The sequence below is a fragment of the Thioalkalivibrio denitrificans genome, assembly GCF_002000365.1.
Taxonomy (GTDB): domain Bacteria; phylum Pseudomonadota; class Gammaproteobacteria; order Ectothiorhodospirales; family Ectothiorhodospiraceae; genus Thioalkalivibrio_A; species Thioalkalivibrio_A denitrificans.
The window spans coordinates 1-22430 of record NZ_MVBK01000080.1; the positions used below are offsets into that span (position 1 = coordinate 1).

Sequence of the window (22430 nt, forward strand, 5' to 3'; positions counted from 1 at the left end):
CCCGGCGACATGCTGGGAGACCGTTACCGGTTCGTGCGCCGGGTGGGCCGTGGCGCTTTCGGTACCGTGCTGCTGGTGGAAGACGTGATCATCGCCGAGACGGTCATCCTGAAGGTGCTTCACCCGCAGATGGCCTCCGACGAGGACATGATCAAGCGCTTCGTGCAGGAAATGCGCCTGTCGCGAAAGATCACCCACGAGAACGTGATCCGGATCTACGACTTCCTGAACGTGCAGGGGCTCATGGCCATCTCCATGGAGTATTTCCCTTCCAACACCCTGGCCGTGTTCCTGGAGGGGCGCGAGCCGCTGGCCCTGGAAACGGCCCTGCGCTACGGGCGCGATATTGCCGCCGGCATGGCGGCTGCCCATGTCACCGGCGTGGTGCACCGCGACCTCAAACCGGGCAACGTGCTGATCAACAACCGCGGGCTGGTCAAGATCGTGGATTTCGGCGTGGCCGCAGCGCGTGCGGCCGGAGATCAGCAGCTCACCCGCACCGGGATACTTATCGGCACCCCAAAGTACATGGCGCCGGAACAGGTGCTCGGCAAGCCCGTGGACGCGCGGGCCGACATCTACGCCCTGGGCGTGCTCATGTACGAGATGCTCACGGGCACGCTGCCCTATATCGGTGAGGACCAGATGGCGGTCATGTACCAGCACGTGCAGGGCAACGCGCAGCCGGTCCACGAGGTCAATCCCGAGGTGCCCCGCACGCTTGGCGCCGTGGTGGCGCGAATGATGGCGCTTTCGCCCGACGACCGTTACCAGACCATGGATGAGGTCCGCCAGGCACTGTCGGGATTTCTCGATTAGCATGACGACATGGCGCGAATCAACGCATTTCTGAAACTCGGTCGCGAACAGGGCTGTTCGGACCTGCATCTGGCCGTGGGCGTGCCGCCCATGCTGCGCATGAACGGCGACCTGATGCCCATCAAATTTCGCGACCTGGGCGATCGGGAACTGGAGGGCTACGTCCTGGAGATCCTCACGCCCACGCAGCGCCAGAAGTTTCGCGACGGTCAGGACCTGGACTTCTCCTACGTCGCCGAGGAGGTGGGCCGGTTCCGGGTCAACCTCTTTCGCAAGGCAACCGGGGTGGGCGCCACCTTCCGTCACGTGCCCGCCCAGGTGCCTTCGCTGGATGAGTTGGGGTTGCCTTCCGTCGTGCGTGAGCTCATCGACCATCACCAGGGCATGGTGCTGATCACCGGCTCCACGGGCACAGGCAAGTCCACCACGCTGGCGGCCATCATCGATCACATCAATTCCAACCGCGCGGTAAACATCCTCAGCCTCGAGGATCCCATCGAGTTCGTGCACAAGAGCAAGCAGGCCCAGGTGATCCAGCGTGAAGTGGGCACCCATGTGGGTAGCTACGCGGACGGGCTGCGCGCGGCCCTGCGCGAAGATCCGGACGTCATCCTGGTGGGCGAACTGCGTGACCCCGAATCCATTACCATGGCCATGGTCGCCGCGGAAACCGGGCACCTGGTGCTGGGCACGCTGCACACCACGTCCGCGGTGAAGACCATCGACCGTATTCTGGACGCCATCCCGCTGGAACTGCGCGAGCAGGGCAAGACCTTCCTGTCCCAGAACCTGCACGGTGTGCTGACGCAATCGCTGGTCAAGAGTGCCGATGGGCGGGGGCGGCGCGCCGTGGTGGAAACGCTCCTGATCAACCGCGCCATTGCCAAGATGATCATGACGGACAAGGTCCATCAGATCCCATCGCAGATGCAGACGGGGCGCGAGCGCGGCATGCAGCTCCTGGATCAGGCGCTGATGGAGGCGCTGGAGAAAAAGCTCATCGATCCGGACGACGCCTACCTGCATGCCAACGACAAGAAGATGTTCCAGCGCTTTGTCACCGACGCATCACTCCTGCCCAAGATCAATCTGGCCGGCGGATAGCGCATGAAACGCGTCGACGCACTTCTCGCACGCATGGTGGAGATGGACGGCTCGGATCTTCACATGATCTCGGGCGATCCGCCGCGGGTGCGCGTGTATGGTGATCTCAAACCCCTGGATGAGCCGGTGCTGACCGCCGAAGGCGTGTCGGACAGCCTGGCCGAAGTGATGCCGGAACATGCGCGCATCGTCTTCGACCAGGAGGACGGCGTGGATTTCGCCTACGAGATCCAGGGCCTGTCGCGTTTCCGTGTCAACGTGTTCCGGCAGATCAACGGACTCGGCGCGGTGTTTCGCGCCATCCCCACGCGTTCCATGAGCCTGGAGGAACTGGGCCTGCCCCCGGTGGTTTCCAGCCTCAGCATGCAGCGCCACGGCCTGTTCCTGGTGACGGGCAAGACCGGCTCGGGCAAGACCACCACCCTCGCCGCCGTGGTGGACGACATCAATGCCCGCCGCAAGGGGCACATCATCACCATCGAGGATCCCATCGAGTTCCTCCACGAGCGTAAGCGTTCCCTTATCAGTCAGCGACAGGTGGGCCTGCACACCCCCGGTTTCGCCAGCGCCCTGCGTTCCGCTCTCCGGGAGGACCCGGACGTGATCCTGGTCGGTGAAATGCGCGACCTGGAAACCATCAGCCTGGCGGTCACCGCCGCCGAGACGGGCATCCTCGTCCTGGGCACCCTGCACACCAGCGGTGCGGCCTCCACGGTGGACCGCATCATCAACACCTTTCCCGCCCAGAAGCAGGGTCAGATCCGCACCATGCTGTCCACCTCGCTGCGCGGCGTCATCTCCCAGCAACTGATGCGCCGCGCCGACGGACGCGGCCGCGTGGCCGCCATCGAGATTCTCGTCAATACGCCTGCGGTATCCAACCTCATCCGCGAGGGTCGTTCCGATCAGCTGGAGAGCACCATGCAGAGCGGCGCCCTGGTAGGCATGCAGACCATGGACGGGGCGATCCGGCGCCTGCTCGACGCCGGCACCATCACCGGCCGCGAAGCTTACGAGAAGGCCATCAACAAGAGCGAGTTCGAATCGGCGCGCTACGAGGAAGGTTGACTGGTTTGTTATCGAACCACGAAGCACACGAGGCGCACGAAGGGAAACCTGAACTGGGTCGTGTTCGTGCCCCTCCTGGGATGGTGCTCGGACCGTTAGCGCCCGCAGCGTTGATCGACTTGGAATGTTTCTCTCGCAAAGCCGCGAAGCCCGCCAAGAAAACCTGTTTATAAGGCGGGCCGTGGCCGCCGAATTGAGTTGTCTCGACCACCCCGGTCGGCGGCCACGGACCGCCCTATGAATGGATTCTCTTAGCGAGCTTCGCGGCTTTGCGAGAGGAATATCCGCGGGTGATCAACGCCACCAGCGCGAGGGTTCGGGCACCAGATCACAAAGGACATAAAGGCAAGCCGGTTCTAATCTTCCTTCGTGCCCTTCGTGCCCTTCGTGCCCTTCGTGCCCTTCGTGCCCTTCGTGCCCTTCGTGCCCTGCGTGGTGAAAACTCACGTCCGCACGTACACCCAGCCGTCCTGGAGGCGCTCGATGATGTGGTCCACCGCGGACTCCGTTGTGCGGGTGCCGGTGAGCAGTCGGGTGCGCACGCCCCGGCGCTCCAGGACCTCCATGGTGTTCTGACAGGCGATGAAGTTGATGTTGTCGTACTGTTCGGACAACCGACGGATGCGCTCAATCTGCGTGGAGGTCTCTTCCCGGAACAGGCCGAGCCCTTCCGAGTTGGCGATGACCTCCACCTCCAGCCCGGGACCGGGATAGGAACTGAGCAGCTGTTCCGCCCTGTCGATGACTTCCGAGAAGCGTTCCGGGCCGCCGCGGCTGATATGCAGCACGAACTTGTTGTGTTGCACCTGCACCGGATTGATCCGCACGCCTTCCTGTTCCGGGGAGGGCAAGGGCGCACTCGCCACTATGGCGTCCTGTTCACGATCAGTGCCGAACGGCAACGTCAGCCCGGCGACAAATCCGATACTCAGCAGAACAACCGCCGCCGCCGCGGCCGGCCAGCGGCGCAGCGCAGGCCGGGATGCCTCGCGTTGCGGAGGGCGGGCGCCGGCGTAGGCGTGGTGCACCAGGGTCTTCACGTGGCGCAGCGCGCAGGCCGTGTCCCGGAGCGCCGTATCTTCACGGATACGGATCAGCACCTCCCGACGCGGGTCGGTGTCCAGCTCCCCGTCCACAAGGGCGTTGAGGGCCTTTTCGTCCTCCTCGCGCGTCCTGTCCATCACTTCACTCTCCACAGAATCCGGCCGCTCGCAACGCCCGGCCGGGCCTGAAAGGGTTCGAGCGCCGCTCTGAGCGCCCTTCTTGCCCGGCTCAGTCGGCTCATGACCGTGCCGATGGGGATGGCCATCACCTCTGCCACCTCCGCGTAACTCAGTCCTTCCAGGTCCACCAGCGTAACCACCTCGCGCTGTCCCATGGGCAGGGCGGCGATGGCCTGACGCACCTGCTGGACGATCTGGTCCTGCGCCTGCTCATGCTCCGGCGAGTGATCGCAGACGAACAGCACCTCGTCCAGCGGCACCTGCGGCTTGAGCCTGCGCAGGTGTTCCCGCCAGCAGTTGTGCAGGATGGCGAACAGCCAGGCATCCAGCCGTTCCGCGTCCCGCAGCTGATGCTGCTTGCGCAGCGCCCGGGCCAGTGCTTCCTGGGCCAGGTCGTCCGCGAGCATCTCGTCTCCGCACCAGGACAGTGACAGGCGGTAGAGGCGAACCCTGCTCTCCTCCACCTGTTGCTGCCATGCCCGCGAAGCCCCCCCGAACATGCGGAGCCAGGTCATCGATCCCCTCCAAAATCAATCGCGGCAGTCGTCGTTGTTGTGTGCAGCGCGCCACTTCCACTCCTGTGGGAGGCCCGCTGCCGGCCGCACTGATGGTCAACCGAAGCGCCGGCCGCTGCTGCAGCGGCCGAATCCGGTCATTTGTACATGATGACCCCGGCGGCGAAATTATTCCAAACCCGCCGGGCGAGCGTAAATCACGATGCCCCCCGCGCTGCACGCGGAATAAATGGGTCGGACCCCGCATCATTCAGGATGCCAATAACCGAGGCACGGATGCCCAACCCCCCTTGATGCAGGTCAGGGATGGCGGGTGCCGCGGGGACGGAATCCTGTCACGTCCGGAATTGGCGCGGGAAGGGCGGTTGTTCAGACCCCTCCTGATCCTTACGCAGGTGTATCTCCTCTGAGAAGCTGCCCCGGCACCATGCCGGGGCTTTTTTCCCTGAGCTCGTCGTTTGCCGCCGGACATGGCCCACTTCCGGACTTGCGGCCCCTGGGGGCGCCCCGTAATCTGCCTCCATGAGTTCCCCATCCGGTTTGTCCCTGGATCCCGTGCCGGATCGCTTCCATGGCGAGTTGAGGCGCCTGCTGGAAGACTTCGAATCCGCGTGCCGTGAACTGGACGCCGGAGTGGCGAGCTGGCCCTCTTCGCTGCCGCGGGTCTGGGTGGCCAGCGAGTTCGTCGCCAGGCTCTGTATTCGCCGGCCCCGGGTGCTGGCGGAACTGGTGGAGGAAGGGACGCTGGAACGCCCGCTGGCGGCCGGGGAGATGGCTGCGCGCGTGAGTGCGGTTGTCGAGCAGGCCGAGGACGAAGCGGGGCTCATGTCCGGGTTGCGATCGCTTCGGCAGCGCGAGATGTTGCGCATTGCCTGGCGGGATCTGGCCGGAGAGGCGGAGCTGGACGAGACCCTGGGCGAACTGACGGATCTCGCGGAGCACTGTATCGACCGGGCTGCCGACTGGATCCACCGGGAACTGGCCGGGCGCCATGGGGAGCCGCGGGATGCCGAGGGACGCCCCCAGCGCCTGGTGGTGCTGGGCATGGGCAAGCTGGGCGGGCGGGAGCTGAACTTCTCCTCCGACGTGGACCTGATCTTCGGATTCCCCTCGGCGGGCAGCACGGACGGAGAGCGGCCGCTGGACAACCAGCAGTTCTTCACCCGGCTGGGACAGCGGCTGATCAGGGTCCTGGACGAAAACACCGCGGAAGGGTTCGTGTTCCGGGTGGACATGCGCCTGCGTCCCTTCGGCGATCCCGGGCCGCTGGCCATGGATTTCGACACCCTGGAGGACTATTACGAGCGCCACGGCCGGGAGTGGGAGCGCTACGCGTTCATCAAGTGCCGGGTGGTTGCCGGCGACCGGGAGGCGGGGCGCCGTCTGCTGGCCGCGCTGCGGCCCTTCGTGTACCGCCGCTACCTGGACTATGGCGCGTTCGCCGCCCTGCGCGACATGAAGGCCATGATCAACCGGGAGGCCGCGAGGCGCAGCCGGGGCGACGACATCAAGACGGGCGAGGGCGGCATCCGCGAGGTGGAGTTCATCGGTCAGGCCTTTCAGCTCATCCGGGCCGGTCGGGATCCGACCCTGCAGCTGCGGGGCATCCGCCCGGTGCTGCGCCGGCTGTCGGAGCGGGGCCTGTTGCCCGCGTTCGCGACCGAGCAGCTCATCGCCGCCTACGAGTTTCTGCGCCGTACCGAGAATCACCTGCAGATGGCCCAGGACCGGCAAACGCACAGGCTGCCCGAATCCGAAGAGGCCCGTGCACGTCTTGCGTTCTCCATGGGATACGAGGGCTGGCCTGCCTTCGAGCGCGAACTGTCCCGTCACCGTCGCCGCGTCCACGAACACTTCGACCAGGTCTTTGCCGCCCCTCAGGGCGGGGGCCAGGGCGACGGCGCAGGCGAGGACAACCAGGCGTCGCTGGCCGCCGTGTGGGCCGGCGACCGCAGCGCCGAGCGCGCCAGGACAATCCTCTCGGAACGCGGGTTCGCCGAGCCCGACACCGCACTGGAATGGATCGAGGACCTGCGAGAGAGCGCCGTGTGCCGGGCGCTCACGGCCACCGGGCGTGAGCGGCTGGATCGCCTCATGCCGCTGCTGCTGGGCGCGGCGGCGGAAACGGAGAATCCGGACGTGGCGCTCAGGCGTTTGTTGACGCTGGTGCGCGCCATCGCGCGGCGCTCCGTGTACCTCTCCCTGCTCGTGGAAAGCCCCATGGCGCTCTCGCAGCTCGTCAAGCTTTGCGCCGCCAGCCCCTGGCTGGCGGACCTGCTGACCCGCCACCCGCTGCTGCTCGACGAATTGCTGGATCCCCGCAGCCTGTATGCCCCGCCGGACCGCGAGGGCCTGATCCGCGAGCTGGACGAGGAACTGGAGCAGGTGCCAGGCGGAGACATGGAGCAGGTGATGGATCGCCTGCGCCAGTTCCGCCAGGTGCAGGTGCTCAAGGTGGCCGCCGCCGACATCATGGGCGTGCTGCCGATCATGAAGGTCAGCGACCACCTGACCTGGATCGCCGAGGTGGTGCTGGAGCGGGTGCTCGCCCTGGTGATGGAGCAGCTGCGTGCCCGGTACGGGCGGCCGCGCTGCGTGGTGGACGGGGAGCCCTACGAACCGGGTTTCGCGATCATCGGCTACGGCAAGCTGGCGGGGCTGGAAATGGGCTACGGTTCGGACCTGGACATCGTGTTCATCCACGACAGCGCCGGCGAGGAGCAGACGACGGACGGTGAGCGGGCGCTGGACAACAGCGAGTTCTTCGCCCGTGTGGGGCAGCGTGTGGTGCACGTGCTGGGCACCTTCACCGCGGCGGGCAGGCTCTACGAGGTGGACACGCGCCTTCGCCCGAGCGGTACGTCCGGGCTGCTGGTCAGCAGCCTCACCGCATTCGAGAAATACCAGGAGTCGAAGGCATGGACATGGGAGCACCAGGCTCTGGTGCGCACCCGTCCCGTGGCCGGGGACGGACGCATCGCGGAGGCCTTCGGTGCGTTGCGCAGGCGCATACTCGGGATCTGCCGGGACCGTGAGCAGCTGCGCCGGGAGGTGCGCGAGATGCGCGAGAAGATGTGGCAGGAACATGCCTCCCGCGACCCCCAGCGCTTCGATCTCAAGCGGGATCCGGGCGGTATCGCGGATATCGAATTTATGGTCCAATACTGGGTTTTGGCGCATGCCTGCGATCATCCGCCGCTGCTCGACTACCCGGACAATATCCGCATCCTCGAGCGCCTGGTGGAGACCGGCGTGCGGCCGGAAGAGGAAGCCCGCTTCCTGACCGACACCTATCGTGCCTTTCGCAACCGCATCCATCGCCTGACCCTGCAGGAGAGCCCGGCGGTGGTGGATTCGGCCGAATTCGCCGAGGAGCGCGAGGCGGTGCGTGCCCTGTGGCGTCGGGTGATGGAGGACGGCGGAGGAAAGGCAATGGACAGGATGAACAGGATTTTTGAGGATTAACAGGAAAAAACCTTAGACAGGGTTAAAAGCTTTTAGGAAAAAATCATGTAAACCATGTTAATCCTGTCGAAGGTACTTTTGTTTTTATCCTGTTAATCCAGACTAATCCTGTTCATCCTGTCCATTCGAATCAAATCGAGAGAAAAAACAACCGAGGTGACCCCATGTCGATGGCCGACCGCGACGGTCTGATCTGGTACGACGGCGAGATGGTTCCGTGGCGCGATGCCACCACGCACGTGCTGACTCACACGCTGCACTACGGCATGGGGGTCTTTGAGGGTGTACGCGCCTACCCGACCGAACGCGGCCCGGCCATCTTCCGGCTTCAGGATCATACCCGTCGGTTGTTCCGCTCCGCCCGCATCCTGGGCATGACGATCCCCTACACCGAGGACGAACTCAACGAGGCCCAGAAGGCATCGGTGCGCGAGAATCATCTCAAGAGCGCGTACATCCGCCCCATGTGCTTCTACGGTTCGGAAGGCATGGGGCTGCGCGCTGACAATCTCAAGGTGCACGGCATTGTCGCTGCCTGGGAGTGGGGTGCCTACCTGGGTGCCGAGAACCTGGAGCGGGGCATCCGCATCAAGACCTCCTCGTTCAACCGCCATCACGTGAACATCACCATGTGCAAGGCCAAGGCCAACGGCAACTACATGAACTCCATGATGGCGCTTCAGGAGGCCCTGTCCTGCGGCTACGACGAGGCCCTGCTGCTGGACGTGGAGGGCTACGTGTCCGAGGGTAGCGGCGAGAACTTCTTCATGGTCTGCGACGGCGTCATCTACACCCCGGAACTGACTTCGGCCCTAGACGGCATCACCCGCAAGACGATTCTCACCCTGGCGGCCGAAGAGGGCATCGAGGTGCGGGAGAAGCGCATCACCCGCGACGAGGTCTACGTGGCAGACGAGGCCTTCTTCACCGGCACCGCCGCCGAAGTGACACCCATCCGCGAACTGGACCGTCGCCCCATCGGCAACGGCGGCCGGGGCCCCATCACCGAGCGCCTGCAGACCCTCTACTTCGACGTGGTCCACGCCCGCAACGGCCGTCACGAGGAGTGGCTGACGTTTGTTTGAATGTGAATACGAATACGAATGGACAGGATGAACAGGATGTTTGAGGATGAACAGGAAGTTGTCGGAGAAAAGTCTGCCGGATGCCCCGCTTACGCGCGAGATTACCCGACAGTTGCAAAAATTCGGCGCAGTTTTACAAGAAAACGGCTTATATACGGTACGAACTGCCCGTTGCACGGCTGTTTCTGGATCTCACCAAATGTGAGGTCCAGCCCAACGTAGGCCCGATAAAGCGAAGCGGTATCGGGCGATAGGGCGCCGGACATCGCTACGCTTTGTCCGGCCTACGATTCTGTTGCATTACCTGAATACTTGAAGCGAGTAGCCTGAAACCTGGTTGCGTCAAATTTTTGCAATGATTGGGTGAACTCAAGGCCATAGAGGCGATGGCCCGCCGCCATGAGGCTCAGTTGGTGAACTACTTGGCTGCTACCCGGTTCGATACGGGCCTGTTGATCAACTTTGCGGAGCGTGTTTCCGTCAAGCGCAAGTTCAGAATCTATAAACCATCCTGTTAATCCAGAGTAATCCTGTTCATCCTGTCCATTGCCTTCGGTGACAACAATGCCCAACCCCCGCACCGGCGATCACCCCGACCAGTACCAGCCCCCGAATGCGCAGAACCGCGTCGAGTTGAGCCGTTCGGACCTGCCGCTGCACTGCCCCCAGCCCGGCGCAGCCCTGTGGGCCTCGCACCCGCGCGTATTCATCCCCATCGAGGACGCCCCGGACGGGCGCATGCTCTGCCCGTACTGCAGTACGGAGTACGTGCTGAAGGATTAGAGGGTGCCGGGCGGCCAGGCTCCTGCCAAGCGCAACCACGTTCCGTAGGAGGCCCGACCCCGGGCCGAATGGACGTGGGCTCCGGACGCGGGCGATTCGCGGCGGGGTCGCCGCTCCTACTCGAAGCGATAGCCGAAAGTCTCGATGTCGGACCGGTAGTGCTCGCCCACAATCTCCGCAGTCTCGTCGGTGTAGTAACGCCGGAAATCGTCCCGCCCCTCCGCCTTGCGCTTGTGGGGCAGCGCCATGCGGGGCACGCCGATGCGTTCGCACACGGTGTCGAAGTCTTCCTGCAGGTTCTCGTAGTGGCCGATGAAGTCCACGATCAGGTTGCCATGCAGGTCCACCACGTAATCCCGCTGCAGCTCCCGCGAGGTGTCCAGCATGTAGTTCCACGGACGCTCGGGGTCGAACTTGAGCCGCACGAACTGCTCGAAGGTCTCCACCCCCTCCAGCACCTCCGGGCGTTCCCGGCGGATGTGGAAGAAGGAACTTACCTGCAGGTCCCAGGGATTGCGCACGAACACGAACTTGAACAGCCCCTCATACAGTTCCGCCGGCAGCATCTCCTTCGCCGCGATGGCCTTGGCATGGCGCGGAAACTTGGCGCCGATGCGGTGCCCCGTCATCTGGTCCAGCTTGTCGGCGAGGAACATGGGCAGCCCGTACACGCCCCGGTAACGATAGCGGGAGAGGGCCGCGCGCACGCTGGTGCCGCCGGTCTTGGCGATGTGGACGAACAGGAAGTTGTGCTTGAGGGAGAGGAGCATGGATGTTTCGGTTGGGTGCGCCTGTGCGTTCCAGATGATTCGCGGCAGGCCCGTGCGGTGTGGCGTTGATTCGATTAACTGCCCTGCACGGCCGGAATCCCGGTTGGTTGATGAGTGTCGATTTAGTCCGTCATAGCTATCTCGCATCCCTGATTCTACAGTCCTGCAGTGGCACGAATGCCACAAACTGCATTCTGCCGCCCGGAGCCAGTGCGGCTTAGCGTGCGTTGCCCGCAAGCTGCACGGGCGTAATGCTGGCGCTTCCCCTTTTTGATTCCAAAAAAGGGGGGTGACCAAGAACGGTGAGGTCGGCTGTGCATTAGGCTACTGGCGCAAATGAACCATAGCGTTCATTCGTTTAGCCCGAGTTCATGTATTCGCCGTTCACCTTGACTAACCCTGTTCATCTATCGACTCAGATATTGTGTGAGTTAAGAGTGAACGGATCTCCAAACGCAGCTTTGCACGAATAGATTCAAGTGGCTCTGACATCTGCTCTTCGTATGAGGCCATCTTGTCGTTACGGGAAATGCTATCTACAGTCGCGCCCAGAATATGACCCAGAATCAGGCCGTGCATGCGCGACCCAATGACGACGCGCAGATTCTGCAACAACGCAATCAGCGCGTCAGAATCCGGTATGTGTGCCACTTCGACTTTGTTCTCCGGGTAATGCGTCTCTAGGCGACATGCCATCGTTAGAACTTCTCGCCGATCGGCCCATGCCGTCGAGAATACCGTTATGGGCTCACCTGACAGCAGGTTTGCATCGATGCGATCAATGAACGCTTGGTAGTATTCCTCGCGACTATGAAATCTGTCATATGACAGCACGCTCTTCAGGGATGCGGGACATACGCCTACGCCTATCCGGTCTACATGGTGTGGGCTTTGCAGAACGAGCCCATAGGCCGTGTCGGGAGCTAACGGAAACCGCTCACCCGTGATACGGGCCAAGATATCTCGACTATGCTGGTCGCGAAGGCGTATGAACGACATATGTGCGATAGCATCCCTGAGTATGGCCTGACTGCGAGCAGAGAGCGGGCCTTTGCGCTCTTCAGTGCCTACCGAGAAGAGTGCGAGTCTCGCATCGCAGATTTTTGCAAGGCGTATCCAGGCGGACAAAGCGGTCAGGAACGTGGTGTGTGGCAGGAGGAGTTGGCCGCCCCCTATGACGATCAGTCGGGGCCGCTTCGCAACCGCTCTGGGCACATAGCTCAGTACTCCCACCCAAGTGGATAGACTCTGCAGTCGGAAACGCTTCAGGACCTTACGAGCAAATCTCAGCAGAGGACTCTTTCCTTTGCCGGTGAACTCCAAGCGTTCTGTTGCCAGGGCATAATGTTGAAGTTGGGTTTCTAGTCCGAGACCAAGTAGCTGATCCCCCAAGTTCCTGGTCTGGCATCGATGAACTATCCATACCAATGGAATGTCGTCAACACCGTTGTCTTGAACCTGTTTCTTGTTGTGCATTGGCCCGGGCGGTCAGGAGGATTCAAGTACGGGGCGCCGAGAGTATAATTGTCGTTGCCGAGCCGAGTCCATGATCGGCATTTATGCACCAGTTAGTATCAATCAGGAGGGCCTGTGAGTCTGAGTCAAGGATCTGGCACTAACCCACCCAGATGTTCCCCTTTACCTCTTAGATGTCCTCCGAGAACGGAGAGTCTACGGTTTCAGCTCCGGTTGTTTGAATGGTGATCCTATAGCTTTGTCCTCGCTTTTTCCTTAAGTCTTGATCCCCATGGTTTCCAGGTAACGCCGCGCACTCACCTCGGCCCGGTAATTCCGCACCGCGCCGCGCAGGGTGTCCGCAGGCAAAGGCTCGGCCAGTGTCCGCTCCATGGCCTCAGCCAGAGACGCTACATCCCCGGGCTGTACCAGCGGCCCGAAGCGCCCCCCGTCCAGCACCTCCCGCGGCCCGCTGCGACAGTCCGTGGAGACCACGGGGATGCCCAGCGCCATGGCCTCGGTCAGGGCATTGGGAGAACCCTCCCAGAGCGAGGAGAGTACGAACAGCCGGGCCCGGGACAGCCAGGCATAGGGGTTCGTCTGAAAGCGCGGCATGAGCAGGTGATCACCGACCCCGATCTCCCGCGCCAGGGCGGCCAGTGCCTCGCGGTCGGCCCCCTCGCCGAGGATGATGAGCCGCGCGGGTGTGCGCTCGCGCAGCCGGGCGAAGGCGCGGATCAGGGTGGGAAAGTCCTTCTGCCGGGTAAGTCGCCCCATGCCCATCACCACCGGGTCGCCGCCGTCTGAGAGCCAGGGATGCGGTGCCGGTTCCGCCGCGCGTGCGTGCAAATCCGGCGTAATCACGGGATTGTGGATCACGTGGATACGCGAGCCGTCGAGCCCCGTGATGGTCTGCACGTCATCAGCCACACCCCGGGACACGGCGATGATCCCATCCGCCTGCGGGTAGAGCCTTCGCATGGGCCGGTAGCGGAACCACTTGCGCAGGCGGGATCGGCCTTCCAGCGCCTCGGAGAGCGTGGTCCCCAGACGGATGTAGATGCGGGTGTCCACGCCCGCCTTCTCCCGGGCGGCCAACGCCGCCCGCCCGGCCCGGTCCTTGGCGGCCAGCAGCACCGGCGGCCGATGCTCTGCAAGGTAACGGGCAAGGGGCCCGACGCTGAGCGCGCTGTGGCGGGTGCCGAGGCGAACGACGTTGACGCCGGCCGGCAGGTCCGCCAGATGACCGCTCTCCTCTCGGATCAGCACCAGGTCGATGGCAAGGCCGAGTCGCGCCAGTTCCCGCACCAGGTTGAGCACCATGCGCTCGACGCCGCCCTGGCCGGAGAGCGAGATGAGAATGGCCAGGCGGGCCCTGGATTCAGCCATGCTCCGGTTCGCCAGCCATGCGTTTGGTCAGGGTCTGCAGGTGCCGGTCCAGTTCCCGGGCATCTTCACGTTCATTGTCCAGCACGATCACGGGAATGTTCCGGTCTCGGCAGCCATCGAGGAGCGCGTCCTGCACAGCAAGGCAGCGTTTGAGAAAGGCAGCCTTCTCCGCGTTGCCCTTCGGCGCAATCCAACCGGGCCAGCCGCGCCCATCCAGGCGCTTGTAGGCCACTGATTCAGGGGCATCGACCATAAGCAGGTAGTCCGGCAAAGGTACCAACTTTACATATTCGCGGACAGCGTCCGCCGCGAGGCGCAGGTGCAGCATCAGCGAAAACGCCTTTTGGGCGAAACCCTCATCAAAGAGCATGAGCTCATCTACTTCTTGAGTGCCATGTACCATCCGGTAGTCGGCGAAAAGGCGACCGAACCAGGTCAGCAACAAGAAGCCCTGATCCGGCGGGGCATCACTGTGGTGGACGGCGGCCACGATCCATCGGGCCAGTTCCGGGTGTTGCCCGGCGAACTCCATCATCAGTCTGCTTTGCAGGGCGGGTGAGCGCTGGTGATACGCCTTACCTGCCCTCTTCTTGGCCAGCCGCCTCGTTGGCGAGCGCGCCAGGCCGCCCAGGCCGTATGAATGCCAGCGCTTGCGGAGAATCAGCTCGCCAACACGTTGCTTATGAGTCGTTACCGAAATCGGCAGGGCCTTATGCCGCAGTAGCCGTCTGAGGACAAAGCTCTTGCCACTCCCCGGCAGGCCGGCAATTTCGACAGATATCTGGCGACGTCGGTTCATGCCGAGCTGGGTCCATGTGGCAATGCGAAGTTTGGGGGATATAATGTCATCTTTTTGTCATATTTGCTGAGCCCTTTCCCGACACGGAAGACTCGTGCTCTCTCCCAGCCGACCAATAACCAACGCGTCCACGGACCCTGAAGTTGCAGGCGGCCGGATTGTGCTGTTCGGTGATTTCGTCACAAGCGGAGGACTGGAAAGGGTACTGGCCAACATGATCCCTGTCTGGAGTGCCGCCGGACATTGCATCGAAGTTGTTACCTTCCGTAATGGAACGCTTTTCTATCCGAATGAAGTCGGATCTCACGTCAGCCACCACCACCTTGGTACACGAGGTCGGCTGGCCACGCTCTTCGCGCTCTGGCGCCACCTCGGCAAGAGGCCAGCCGACGCCGTTCTCTCATGTACTCATGCGGCAAATGTTGTCCTCTGCGCGCTCAAGTGGCTGCCCGATACCCATGCGCACCGAGTCATTAGCGTCACGAACCCTTATGGGCAGTCGCGGAAGAATCGTTCAGCCTCGCAGCGACGGCGCAAGTTCCGCGAGGTACGCAGATTCTACCCGCATGCAGACGCGGTCATAGCCATCTCGGAAGGGGTGCGCAATGATCTTACGAACACTATCGGTTTGCGCGGAGCGGTCATCAAGACGATTCCCAACGCGGTAGTCACAGAACGGACCCTCGAACTGGCCCGTGAGCCTGTATCCCACCCTTGGCTGGATCACCACGAACGACCCGTGATCATCTCGGCGGGCCGTCTGGCGCAACAGAAGGACTATCCGACCCTCTTGCGTGCGCTGGCCCGTTTGCACCAGCGGCTGGAGGCTCGTTTGATCATCCTCGGTGAGGGGCCTGAACGTGAAGCGCTTGAGAGGTTGATCAACGAGATCGGGCTGAAGGGTGCTGTGGACCTGCCCGGCTTTGTCGATAACCCGTATGCCTGGATGGCGCGCGCAGATCTCTTCGTCCTGTCCTCGGCATGGGAAGGCTTTGGCAACGTGCTCGCGGAGGCCCTGTCGCTGGGGGTTCCGGCAGTTTCCACCGACTGCCCGGGGGGGCCGCGTGACATCCTGGGGGGCGGTCGACACGGCGTACTGGTGCCGGTGGGCGACGATCACGCCCTTGCCTCGGCCATGGAGGAGGTGCTTCTGCACCCCGCCGACCACCGTGTCGACAGCTCTGCCTGTAGACGCTTTACGGCAGAACACGCAGCCGCCGAATATCTTCGAGCCTTCGGCATTCCCGCCCACGGTGGCTAGGTGTTCCGGGATCAGGGCGCGCAAAGGTGCCGCATCGGCCAGGGTCGGCGCGATTCTCGGCTTCGAGTCGAGCAAGCTCGACGACCGGCTACCCGGTCTTTGCTTCGAAGACCGCCTGCGAGAACAGGGCGTGGAAGTCATCCACTTGGGATCCACGGCGAGATGCGCAAGGGGCCGCGGTAACAGATGATGCTTTCTGATTGGGCGACCCCATTCCCAAGGCACATCCTGGCCAGGATTACCATGGCATGTGATGCTGCCGCGCGTTCTGTTGCCCCTCACGCGCCGTGTCGAAATACCACACTCCTCCTCATGCCCAACGGCACCGCATGGCCGCTGCGCAGCCTTCTGACCAGCCTTGCACCATGGGGTCGTCTGCTGCGCTATCTGCACATGGGAAAGCCCATGTTGCTCCGCTTGCCTCTTGATATTGACCTGCTCAGAGTCGGTCCACGATTAAGGCAATGCAACAGCAGCCGACCACACCGCAAGGAGAACGCGGTCATCATATTCGGCCATGCACCACGCTTGATCCTCAAGGTGGCCCTGCTGTCGTCCAACCTTGCCAGGGATATCCGCATGCACCGAGTCCTCGGGGAGTCCACCGGCTGCACGCCCCGGTTGGTTGCCAGTGACCCAAACCTGCGTTGGCTTGTCTGCGAGTACCATGAACATGGCAAAGGTCTTTCTCGCAAGGAGAAAGGCCGCCACTTTCTGGAGCAGATCGCGCCGCGCTATTACGAATACTGGAAGCCTCGGCCGCACAGGGTGAAGCGCCTTCTGCAGAGGCAACGAATCACACCTCACGCGGTCCGCGAATTCCTGCACGATCTGGGCGTCGAGCTACCGGATGATTTCGAGAACGCCACGCTGCCCTTCTCAATGCCATACCTTGGCAATATCCGGAAGGAGTGCTTTCAGGATGCCGCAGGCCGGACACTGATTGTGGATTGGGAGGACGTGCGCACCGGCCCGTTGGCCGAAGGCATGCTGCGTCTGTACCCCGAGCATGCGGTCGAGGTCCTCGATTTCATTTCGCGGTACACTGACCCGGACGATCTCGAGCCCCTGCACCAGTTGGCCGTTGCCGCCGCGGTCCAGGCCCTCGGCAACCGGCACCATCGTCAGCGGATGGAGCGCGTCTGCCGCCATATCGCCGCCACGCTGAAGCAAGCCTGACCGATGATTGATCCCCTGCAGAAGCTGCGCATCCATTTGCGCAACCGCCGCCTCCGGCGTCACCCGCTGGCCGCGGAATGCCATCCGCAGATCAGCGTCGGTTTTGTCTTTGCACGGGCGCTGGTTTCTGAGAGCCACCGGTTCTGCTACTTTCGCCTGCCCAAGTGCGCCAACTCGACGGTCGTCAATACCCTGGCCTGGTACGATCCGGAGGTGGAGACGAGGCCGGACGACGGTGCGGCGCGGGCGGCCAAACGCAGCTACGGCCGTCTGGACGCGGCGCGGGCAGCAACACTGGACGAGCTCCAACAGCGCTACTTTCTCTTTACCTTCGTGCGCAATCCCTACACCCGGCTGCTCTCCTCCTACCTTGACAAGGGGCTGCAGAAGGATCCACGGCAGTCGTTTGCCGATTTCATCGCCCGGCTGGAGCGTGGCGGGCTGCATGAGAACGCCCATTGGGCTCCTCAGACCGCGATGTTGCCGGTGCGTCCGGAACGCCTGGCGTTCATTGGTCGCACCGAGCGGATAGAGGAGGATCTGAAGACGGTGGTTGACCGCATCTTCGGCCAGGGGACCTTTCAGGCACCGAGGAACCGGGAAGTCAATCGCAAGGGAGCCGCCGACAAGCTTGCGCGGTACTACAGCGACGGGTTGGCGGAACGCGTCCATGCACTCTACGCCGACGACTTCGCGGCCTTCGATTATCCGTCACAACTCGATCAGGTGTGACCAGTCGGTCTCTCCAGGAGTGCGCCCCCACAATCCGACCTCGTCATCAGCGACGGCGCGCAGTTGCTCGGTGGGGCATGGTGCCCCGGGGCGTCTCAGCAGATGCAGAAGCAAGGCGAAACGGGCGCCGGCCAGGAAGTGGTGCCAGCGCGTCTCGCCCGCAGTGTCGAAATAGCAGCACCATGCGTGGGATGCCATGCCGGAGTTCCCGCCCGATAGTGTATAGACCGCGCGCAGGATCTCACTGCCGGGCAAGTCGTAGCGCAGGCTGTCGAAGTCGAGCAGCCGCAGGCCGCCATCTTCACCATGCAGAAAGTTGCCGGCATTGATGTCTCCGTGGATCAGACACAGGGGCAGCGACTGTTCCAGATAGGCCTTTCGGGCGGCGGCCATGATCTGTGCCGTGAGGCGACGGTCGGGTGGCGGCCCGGTGCGACGGCGGTCGCCCAGGGCGCGCAGCACGGTGTAATGCACCATGTCACGCACGAATCGGGCCCGCTCAACCCGGTATTTTCCCGGCATGCCGGGCATCTCTCCAGGCTGGCGGTGCAGACGCGCCAGCAGTTGCATGGCGGCAGCTACCTCGTCGCCATTGTCCAGATCCAGCGGGCGCCCCGGCACGAACTGCTCTATGGAGAGAAAGTGGCTGCGTAGTCCGCACAGGGTGGTCGCTTCGCGCAGCCAGATCAGAGGCGGCACGGGCAGTTCAAGCTGCTGCAACAGGAGGCCGGCGCGGGCAGCAGAGGCAACGCCATGCTGGCGCAACTGCTCTTTGGCGCCGAGACGCCAGCGCCGCCGCATTCGCACCACGTATGCCTGACCGTGCGCTGCCTGGACAAAGCGCACGTGCTCTCGGAGTCGAAATGGGGCGTCGTCGCTCAGCCCCGGTGGCCGTCGCGACACCGTGTAGTCTCCCTGGCACAGTCCAAGCACGGGTGCCACTTCGTTGCGCAGCAGGCGCGTCCAGTCGCCCTCAACGCCACGGGTCGCGGCCGCCAACTGGCGCAGTTCGAGCCAGCGCATCGTCAGGGACTGGCCCAGCAGCCGCCCGATGTGCCCAATGGGATACCGGTTCATGTCCGCATTCTATCGCTTTGGCGAGGTTCATGGGCTCAGGCATAATTGCGCGATGACAGCACCAGAAAGAGAAAGGCGGGTAGCCATCTTCGGCGCGTTCAAGGCATGGGGAGGTATTGAGAGCACCGTGACGGTGCTGGCCGAGGAGTTTCTTCGCCACCGAGTGCGCCCGATATTCGTGCTGCTGCGTGGTGGCGCTTTTCCTTATCCCGATCGTATGCCGGAGGCGGTGGGCCAGGTCGATCTGCAGACCCGTGGCAAGTGGCACGCGATCCCGTGCATCATCCGCTACCTGCGACGCGAGCGGCCCGATGCGGTGCTCACCGTCGATGCCCACTCCGCGGAGGCGGTCATGCTGGCGCGCTGGCTCGGTCGGATCGACACCCCGGTCTACCTCAAGGCGACCAATACCCTGAGCCAGGCGGTGCGCCGCCCCAATCGCCAGCGGCTGATACGCTGGCTCTACCCCCGTGCCAACGGCGTCATTGCGGTCTCCCGCGGGGTGGCGGAGGATCTGTGTGAGCATTTTGCCATTCCGCGGGAACTCGTCCATGTCATCTATAATCCGATGTTCACCAGCGACATGCCCGAGCGGCTGGCCCAGCCGGTGGACCATCCCTGGCTGCAGGAGGGGGCCGACACTCCCGTCATCCTGGGTGTGGGCCGGCTTTGCCACCAGAAGGCGTTCGACGACCTGATCCGGGCCTTGGCGCGGCTTCGCGAGCGGCGCCCGGCACGGTTGCTGATCCTCGGGGAGGGGGGGGATCGGGCTGCGCTGGAGCAGTTGGCAGACGAACTGGGTATGGCGGAACACGTCTCGTTGCCCGGTTTCGTGCCCGATCCGCTGCCGTACATGGCGCGCGCGGCGGTCTTTGCCCTTTCCTCACGCTACGAGGGTTTGGGCAACGTGATCATCGAGGCGCTCGCCGCCGGGGCCCGGGTTGTCAGCACCGACTGCCCCAGCGGTCCGGCCGAGATCCTCGATGGCGGACGGTATGGCACGCTGGTCCCGGTCGGCGACATCGAGGCCATGGCCGATGCGCTCGATCACGCCCTGAGCAGCCCGCCTGATCATGACGCCATCGAGGCCGCGCAACGCTTCCACTCCGGAAGCGCCGCCCGCTATCTCGAGGTCATGAAGCTGCTGTGACGCGCCTTGCAGTACTCGCCGCCACCTCGGGCCACAGCGGGGTTGATCGCATTCTGGGCAACCTGTTGCCCGCCATCGCTGCGCGCGGGATCTTCGTCGATTTGCTCCAGGTCCGCGGCCACGGTCCGCTGCTGGAGCCGCGGGACAACCTTCGTCTGATCGATCTGGGCGGGGCTCATGTGGCCACCGCCCTGCCGGGCCTGGTGCGCTATCTGCGCCGCGAGCGGCCCGAGGTGCTGCTCACCGACAAGGACCGCGTCAACCGAATGGCAATCCTGGCCACCCGCCTGGCGCGTGTACCCTTGCGCCACTACGTGCGCCTGGGTACCCATGTGTCGACCAATCTGCGTCGCCGGGGTCGTCTGGAGGCATGGCGTCAGCGGCGTTCGATCCGCCGCCTCTATCCCCGAGCCAGCGGCGTGCTGGTGCCGTCGCAGGGTGTCGCCGACGACCTCGCCGGGCTGATGGGGGGGCATGGCAGCATCCATGTGGTGCCCAGCCCCATCGTGCGCGATGACCTGGAAGCGCTGGCCGGTGCACCGGTGAGGCCGCTGTGGCCGGAGCCGGCAGAAGGTCCGCTGATCGTGGCGATCGGCGAGTTGTCCAGTCGCAAGGACCACGCCACGTTGCTGCGGGCCTTCGCCCGTGTGCGGGCGCAACGGCCCTGCCGGCTGCTCATCCTGGGTGAAGGCAGACAGCGCGCGAACCTGGAAGCCCTGGCGACGCAGTTGGGCATCGACACGGACCTGCGCCTGCCCGGATTCGTTGCCAACCCCTACCCCTATCTGGCACAAGCCGATGTGCTGGCCCACTCCGCCCGCTGGGAGGGGATGGGCATCGTGCTGGTGGAGGCACTGGCCCTTGGCAAACCGGTGGTGAGCACCGACTGCCCCAGCGGGCCGCGCGAGGTGCTCGCGGGCGGCCAGCTGGGCGGGCTGGTCCCGGTGGGGGATGACGTCGCGCTGGCACAGGCCATTCAACTGACGCTGGACGGACACACCCCGGATGCGCAGACTTTACGCCGCGCCGCCGAGCCCTATCGCGTGCGCCGCAGCGTCGACATCCACCTTGCTACCATGCAGATATCGCCGGGCAATCCATGACTACACTGAGTGACCGCCTCCCCCCAGACCGTACCCAACGCTGGGCGATCGGGTCGGCCTACACAGCAGTCTTCTTCTCTCCGGTCAGCATTTCCGTGGCGCAGGCGAGCCAGCTCGTCATGCTCGCCGTTGCGGCCCTGTTTCTCTACCGGAACCGCGGGCCGCTGCTGCGCTCACCGCTGCCCTGGCTCGCACTTTTCTTCCTCGTGTACGTGATCCTGCGGGGTTTCTGGGCGGCCCATTTGGAGATGCCCGACATCGCTCACGCCCATTGGGCGGGGGCCAGGGAATGGGTGTCCGCGGCCATCATACCCATGGTCGTGTTCGGACTGGTCCTGGCCGCGACCGGTGACTGGCTCAGACATTCGGCCGGACTCCTGATTGCATGGCTCCTCGGGTTTGTTGTCTATCTGGCCATCAATGTGTCGCCCGGGGACTTCTTTCAGGCCTTGCAGGGGCAGGGTCGTTATTTCTTCGAAATGGGTTTCCGTGGTGTGACCCTGACCTTTCCAGCGATCATCGTCGGCCTTGTGATCTTCGTGCCTTTCCTGCTGGCGCGCTCGGCGAGCACTTCCGGAAAACTGCGTGTGCAACTGCTGGCCGGGATATTCCTGCTGTGCGTGGTTCTTGCCTTCGCTACAGCGGCTCTGATCGCGATCCAGGGGCGGGCCGCCTGGATCAATACGGCGCTCGTCCTGCTGTTGCTTGGGGTCATGGCGGCCTGGGTGTATCGCAAGGAAATGGTGTTCAGCAAAAGGACACTCCTGGCGACTGCCATGATGGTTGTGCTGGTGCCGGCAGTCGTCCTGGTGGCCAGTTGGGACACGGTATCCAAGCGTTGGCAGAGCCCGGGCGTCCAGTCCGTCTCCATGCTCGTTGGCGGTGATCTGGATTCGTTGGAATCCGACTCAGCCACAGTGCGTGTCGCATACTGGAAGTTTGGAATTGATGCGGTGCTGGAGCGGCCGTTGACGGGGTACGGTCTCGCATCACCCGGAAGCGTTCGTGACTATCACGGGGGCTGGGGAGCGTTTGACTCCGATGCTCCGAGCCTGATTAGAGAGAGGGGTGACAATCTCCACAACTCCCATATCGGTGTCCTCTTCCGCATGGGGTTGCTTGGTTATGTGCCCATCGCTATCGTCATCCTGATTGCACTCAACGAAGCACGGCTGAATTTGCAGTCACCCGGGCTGCCGCGTGCGCTGGCGCTATTTGTCGTCGTGTTTACCGCCTTGCTCGGGCTGTGGGCAATGTATGAGGATTTCTTTTCGAAGTTCCGCATTACACAGCTCTACGGGCCCATCATCGGGACTATGTTGGCCAGTCACTTTGCACGCAAACTGAGAATCGAGATAACGACGGGTGAGAACAGGGAGCACGGCTGAGCGCCGTGTGGGAACCCGGATACGCGACTCACTTCAGCAAGGCGCCAGCATTTGCGAAAGCCCAT

Annotated in this window: 20 protein-coding genes; 12 read left to right on the plus strand and 8 right to left on the minus strand. The window is 63.5% G+C overall.

The genetic code is table 11. The features are described 5' to 3' along the window. The 3 genes from B1C78_RS12710 to B1C78_RS12720 form a co-directional block, all read left to right on the plus strand. A partial coding sequence (locus B1C78_RS12710; RefSeq protein ID WP_139349924.1) for a serine/threonine-protein kinase occupies positions 1–819 on the plus strand: 819 nt, incomplete at its 5' end. A 9-nt stretch (positions 820–828) separates the two neighbouring features. Next, entirely contained in the window at positions 829–1923 is a 1095-nt protein-coding gene (locus tag B1C78_RS12715) for a type IV pilus twitching motility protein PilT (protein ID WP_077279547.1), read from the plus strand. Positions 1924–1926: 3 nt separating this feature from the next. Continuing rightward, entirely contained in the window at positions 1927–2991 is a 1065-nt protein-coding gene (locus tag B1C78_RS12720) for a type IV pilus twitching motility protein PilT (protein WP_077279548.1), read from the plus strand. A 443-nt stretch (positions 2992–3434) separates the two neighbouring features. Here the strand turns inward: B1C78_RS12720 and B1C78_RS12725 are convergent, their stop codons facing one another. After that, positions 3435–4172, minus strand: a complete 738-nt coding sequence (locus B1C78_RS12725) for a hypothetical protein (protein ID WP_077279549.1) — start codon at positions 4170–4172, stop codon at positions 3435–3437. Next, positions 4172–4729, minus strand: a complete 558-nt coding sequence (locus tag B1C78_RS12730; RefSeq protein WP_077279550.1) for an RNA polymerase sigma factor — start codon at positions 4727–4729, stop codon at positions 4172–4174. The genes B1C78_RS12725 and B1C78_RS12730 overlap by 1 nt, the downstream gene beginning before the upstream one ends. A 522-nt stretch (positions 4730–5251) precedes the next feature. On the opposite strand from B1C78_RS12730, the gene glnE reads away from it, so the two are divergent. Further along, positions 5252–8194, plus strand: coding sequence for a bifunctional [glutamate--ammonia ligase]-adenylyl-L-tyrosine phosphorylase/[glutamate--ammonia-ligase] adenylyltransferase (gene glnE, locus B1C78_RS12735; RefSeq protein ID WP_077279551.1), 2943 nt, complete (start codon positions 5252–5254; stop codon positions 8192–8194). A 164-nt stretch (positions 8195–8358) separates the two neighbouring features. Beyond that, complete coding sequence (locus tag B1C78_RS12740; protein WP_077279552.1) at positions 8359–9279, plus strand: branched-chain amino acid transaminase; 921 nt, start codon at positions 8359–8361, stop codon at positions 9277–9279. A gap of 284 nt (positions 9280–9563) precedes the next feature. Here B1C78_RS12740 and B1C78_RS18080 read toward each other — a convergent pair whose 3' ends face one another. Then, positions 9564–9851 carry a hypothetical protein gene (locus B1C78_RS18080; RefSeq protein ID WP_425443977.1) on the minus strand — a complete coding sequence of 96 codons (288 nt, stop codon included), beginning with the start codon at positions 9849–9851 and terminating at the stop codon, positions 9564–9566. On the opposite strand from B1C78_RS18080, the gene B1C78_RS12750 reads away from it, so the two are divergent. Continuing rightward, the gene (locus B1C78_RS12750) at positions 9844–10062 is read left to right on the plus strand and encodes a zinc-finger domain-containing protein (protein ID WP_077279553.1); all 219 of its coding nucleotides are present in this window, start codon (positions 9844–9846) and stop codon (positions 10060–10062) included. The genes B1C78_RS18080 and B1C78_RS12750 overlap by 8 nt on opposite strands. 116 nt (positions 10063–10178) lie before the next feature. Here the strand turns inward: B1C78_RS12750 and B1C78_RS12755 are convergent, their stop codons facing one another. The 4 genes from B1C78_RS12755 to B1C78_RS12770 all read right to left on the minus strand — a co-directional run bounded on the left by B1C78_RS12755 (position 10179) and on the right by B1C78_RS12770 (position 14475). Beyond that, positions 10179–10832: a sulfotransferase family 2 domain-containing protein gene (locus tag B1C78_RS12755; protein ID WP_077279554.1), complete on the minus strand. Its 654-nt coding sequence runs from the start codon at positions 10830–10832 to the stop codon at positions 10179–10181. A gap of 393 nt (positions 10833–11225) precedes the next feature. Continuing rightward, the gene (locus B1C78_RS12760) at positions 11226–12308 is read right to left on the minus strand and encodes a polysaccharide pyruvyl transferase family protein (RefSeq protein WP_077279555.1); all 1083 of its coding nucleotides are present in this window, start codon (positions 12306–12308) and stop codon (positions 11226–11228) included. Between the two features lie 255 nt (positions 12309–12563). Next, positions 12564–13676 (minus strand): glycosyltransferase, encoded by a 1113-nt coding sequence (locus B1C78_RS12765; protein WP_175628306.1) that lies wholly within the window; start codon positions 13674–13676, stop codon positions 12564–12566. Beyond that, the gene (locus tag B1C78_RS12770; RefSeq protein WP_139349925.1) at positions 13669–14475 is read right to left on the minus strand and encodes a P-loop NTPase family protein; all 807 of its coding nucleotides are present in this window, start codon (positions 14473–14475) and stop codon (positions 13669–13671) included. Before B1C78_RS12770 ends, B1C78_RS12765 begins: the two co-directional genes overlap by 8 nt. Positions 14476–14635: 160 nt before the next feature. Here B1C78_RS12770 and B1C78_RS12775 point away from each other — a divergent pair, with 160 nt between their 5' ends. The 3 genes from B1C78_RS12775 (at position 14636) to B1C78_RS12785 (ending at position 17647) form a co-directional block, all read left to right on the plus strand. Next, positions 14636–15736, plus strand: coding sequence for a glycosyltransferase (locus tag B1C78_RS12775; protein WP_342745165.1), 1101 nt, complete (start codon positions 14636–14638; stop codon positions 15734–15736). A 312-nt stretch (positions 15737–16048) separates the two neighbouring features. Then, positions 16049–16915, plus strand: a complete 867-nt coding sequence (locus B1C78_RS12780; protein ID WP_139349926.1) for a hypothetical protein — start codon at positions 16049–16051, stop codon at positions 16913–16915. Positions 16916–16918: 3 nt separating this feature from the next. Next, positions 16919–17647, plus strand: a complete 729-nt coding sequence (locus B1C78_RS12785) for a sulfotransferase family protein (protein WP_077279559.1) — start codon at positions 16919–16921, stop codon at positions 17645–17647. Here the strand turns inward: B1C78_RS12785 and B1C78_RS12790 are convergent. Next, positions 17627–18724, minus strand: coding sequence for a phosphotransferase enzyme family protein (locus B1C78_RS12790; protein ID WP_077279560.1), 1098 nt, complete (start codon positions 18722–18724; stop codon positions 17627–17629). The two genes, B1C78_RS12785 and B1C78_RS12790, sit on opposite strands and share 21 nt — an antisense overlap. Positions 18725–18776: 52 nt before the next feature. Here B1C78_RS12790 and B1C78_RS12795 point away from each other — a divergent pair, with 52 nt between their 5' ends. Genes B1C78_RS12795 through B1C78_RS12805 form a run of 3 tightly spaced genes read left to right on the plus strand, consistent with a single transcriptional unit; the run spans position 18777 to position 22365 of the window. Further along, on the plus strand, positions 18777–19874 hold the full coding sequence (locus tag B1C78_RS12795) for a glycosyltransferase (RefSeq protein ID WP_077279561.1): 1098 nt from the start codon (positions 18777–18779) through the stop codon (positions 19872–19874). Then, on the plus strand, positions 19871–20977 hold the full coding sequence (locus B1C78_RS12800; RefSeq protein WP_077279562.1) for a glycosyltransferase: 1107 nt from the start codon (positions 19871–19873) through the stop codon (positions 20975–20977). Before B1C78_RS12795 ends, B1C78_RS12800 begins: the two co-directional genes overlap by 4 nt. Continuing rightward, positions 20974–22365, plus strand: a complete 1392-nt coding sequence (locus B1C78_RS12805; protein ID WP_077279563.1) for an O-antigen ligase family protein — start codon at positions 20974–20976, stop codon at positions 22363–22365. The genes B1C78_RS12800 and B1C78_RS12805 overlap by 4 nt, the downstream gene beginning before the upstream one ends. Positions 22366–22430: the final 65 nt, after the last annotated feature.

Excerpts from the sequence above, each read along its gene's own strand:
- B1C78_RS12755 (WP_077279554.1), bottom strand. The coding sequence starts at position 10,832 with ATGCTCCTCTCCCTCAAGCACAACTTCCTGTTCGTCCACATCGCCAAG.
- B1C78_RS12805 (WP_077279563.1), top strand. The coding sequence starts at position 20,974 with ATGACTACACTGAGTGACCGCCTCCCCCCAGACCGTACCCAACGCTGG.
- B1C78_RS12740 (WP_077279552.1), top strand. The coding sequence starts at position 8,359 with ATGTCGATGGCCGACCGCGACGGTCTGATCTGGTACGACGGCGAGATG.
- B1C78_RS12765 (WP_175628306.1), bottom strand. The coding sequence starts at position 13,676 with ATGGCTGAATCCAGGGCCCGCCTGGCCATTCTCATCTCGCTCTCCGGC.
- B1C78_RS12795 (WP_077279561.1), top strand. The coding sequence starts at position 18,777 with ATGACAGCACCAGAAAGAGAAAGGCGGGTAGCCATCTTCGGCGCGTTC.
- B1C78_RS12725 (WP_077279549.1), bottom strand. The coding sequence starts at position 4,172 with ATGGACAGGACGCGCGAGGAGGACGAAAAGGCCCTCAACGCCCTTGTG.
- B1C78_RS12785 (WP_077279559.1), top strand. The coding sequence starts at position 16,919 with ATGATTGATCCCCTGCAGAAGCTGCGCATCCATTTGCGCAACCGCCGC.
- B1C78_RS12715 (WP_077279547.1), top strand. The coding sequence starts at position 829 with ATGGCGCGAATCAACGCATTTCTGAAACTCGGTCGCGAACAGGGCTGT.
- B1C78_RS12780 (WP_139349926.1), top strand. The coding sequence starts at position 16,049 with ATGCCCAACGGCACCGCATGGCCGCTGCGCAGCCTTCTGACCAGCCTT.
- B1C78_RS12750 (WP_077279553.1), top strand. The coding sequence starts at position 9,844 with ATGCCCAACCCCCGCACCGGCGATCACCCCGACCAGTACCAGCCCCCG.
- B1C78_RS12770 (WP_139349925.1), bottom strand. The coding sequence starts at position 14,475 with ATGAACCGACGTCGCCAGATATCTGTCGAAATTGCCGGCCTGCCGGGG.
- glnE (WP_077279551.1), top strand. The coding sequence starts at position 5,252 with ATGAGTTCCCCATCCGGTTTGTCCCTGGATCCCGTGCCGGATCGCTTC.
- B1C78_RS12790 (WP_077279560.1), bottom strand. The coding sequence starts at position 18,724 with ATGAACCGGTATCCCATTGGGCACATCGGGCGGCTGCTGGGCCAGTCC.
- B1C78_RS12730 (WP_077279550.1), bottom strand. The coding sequence starts at position 4,729 with ATGACCTGGCTCCGCATGTTCGGGGGGGCTTCGCGGGCATGGCAGCAA.
- B1C78_RS12760 (WP_077279555.1), bottom strand. The coding sequence starts at position 12,308 with ATGCACAACAAGAAACAGGTTCAAGACAACGGTGTTGACGACATTCCA.
- B1C78_RS12720 (WP_077279548.1), top strand. The coding sequence starts at position 1,927 with ATGAAACGCGTCGACGCACTTCTCGCACGCATGGTGGAGATGGACGGC.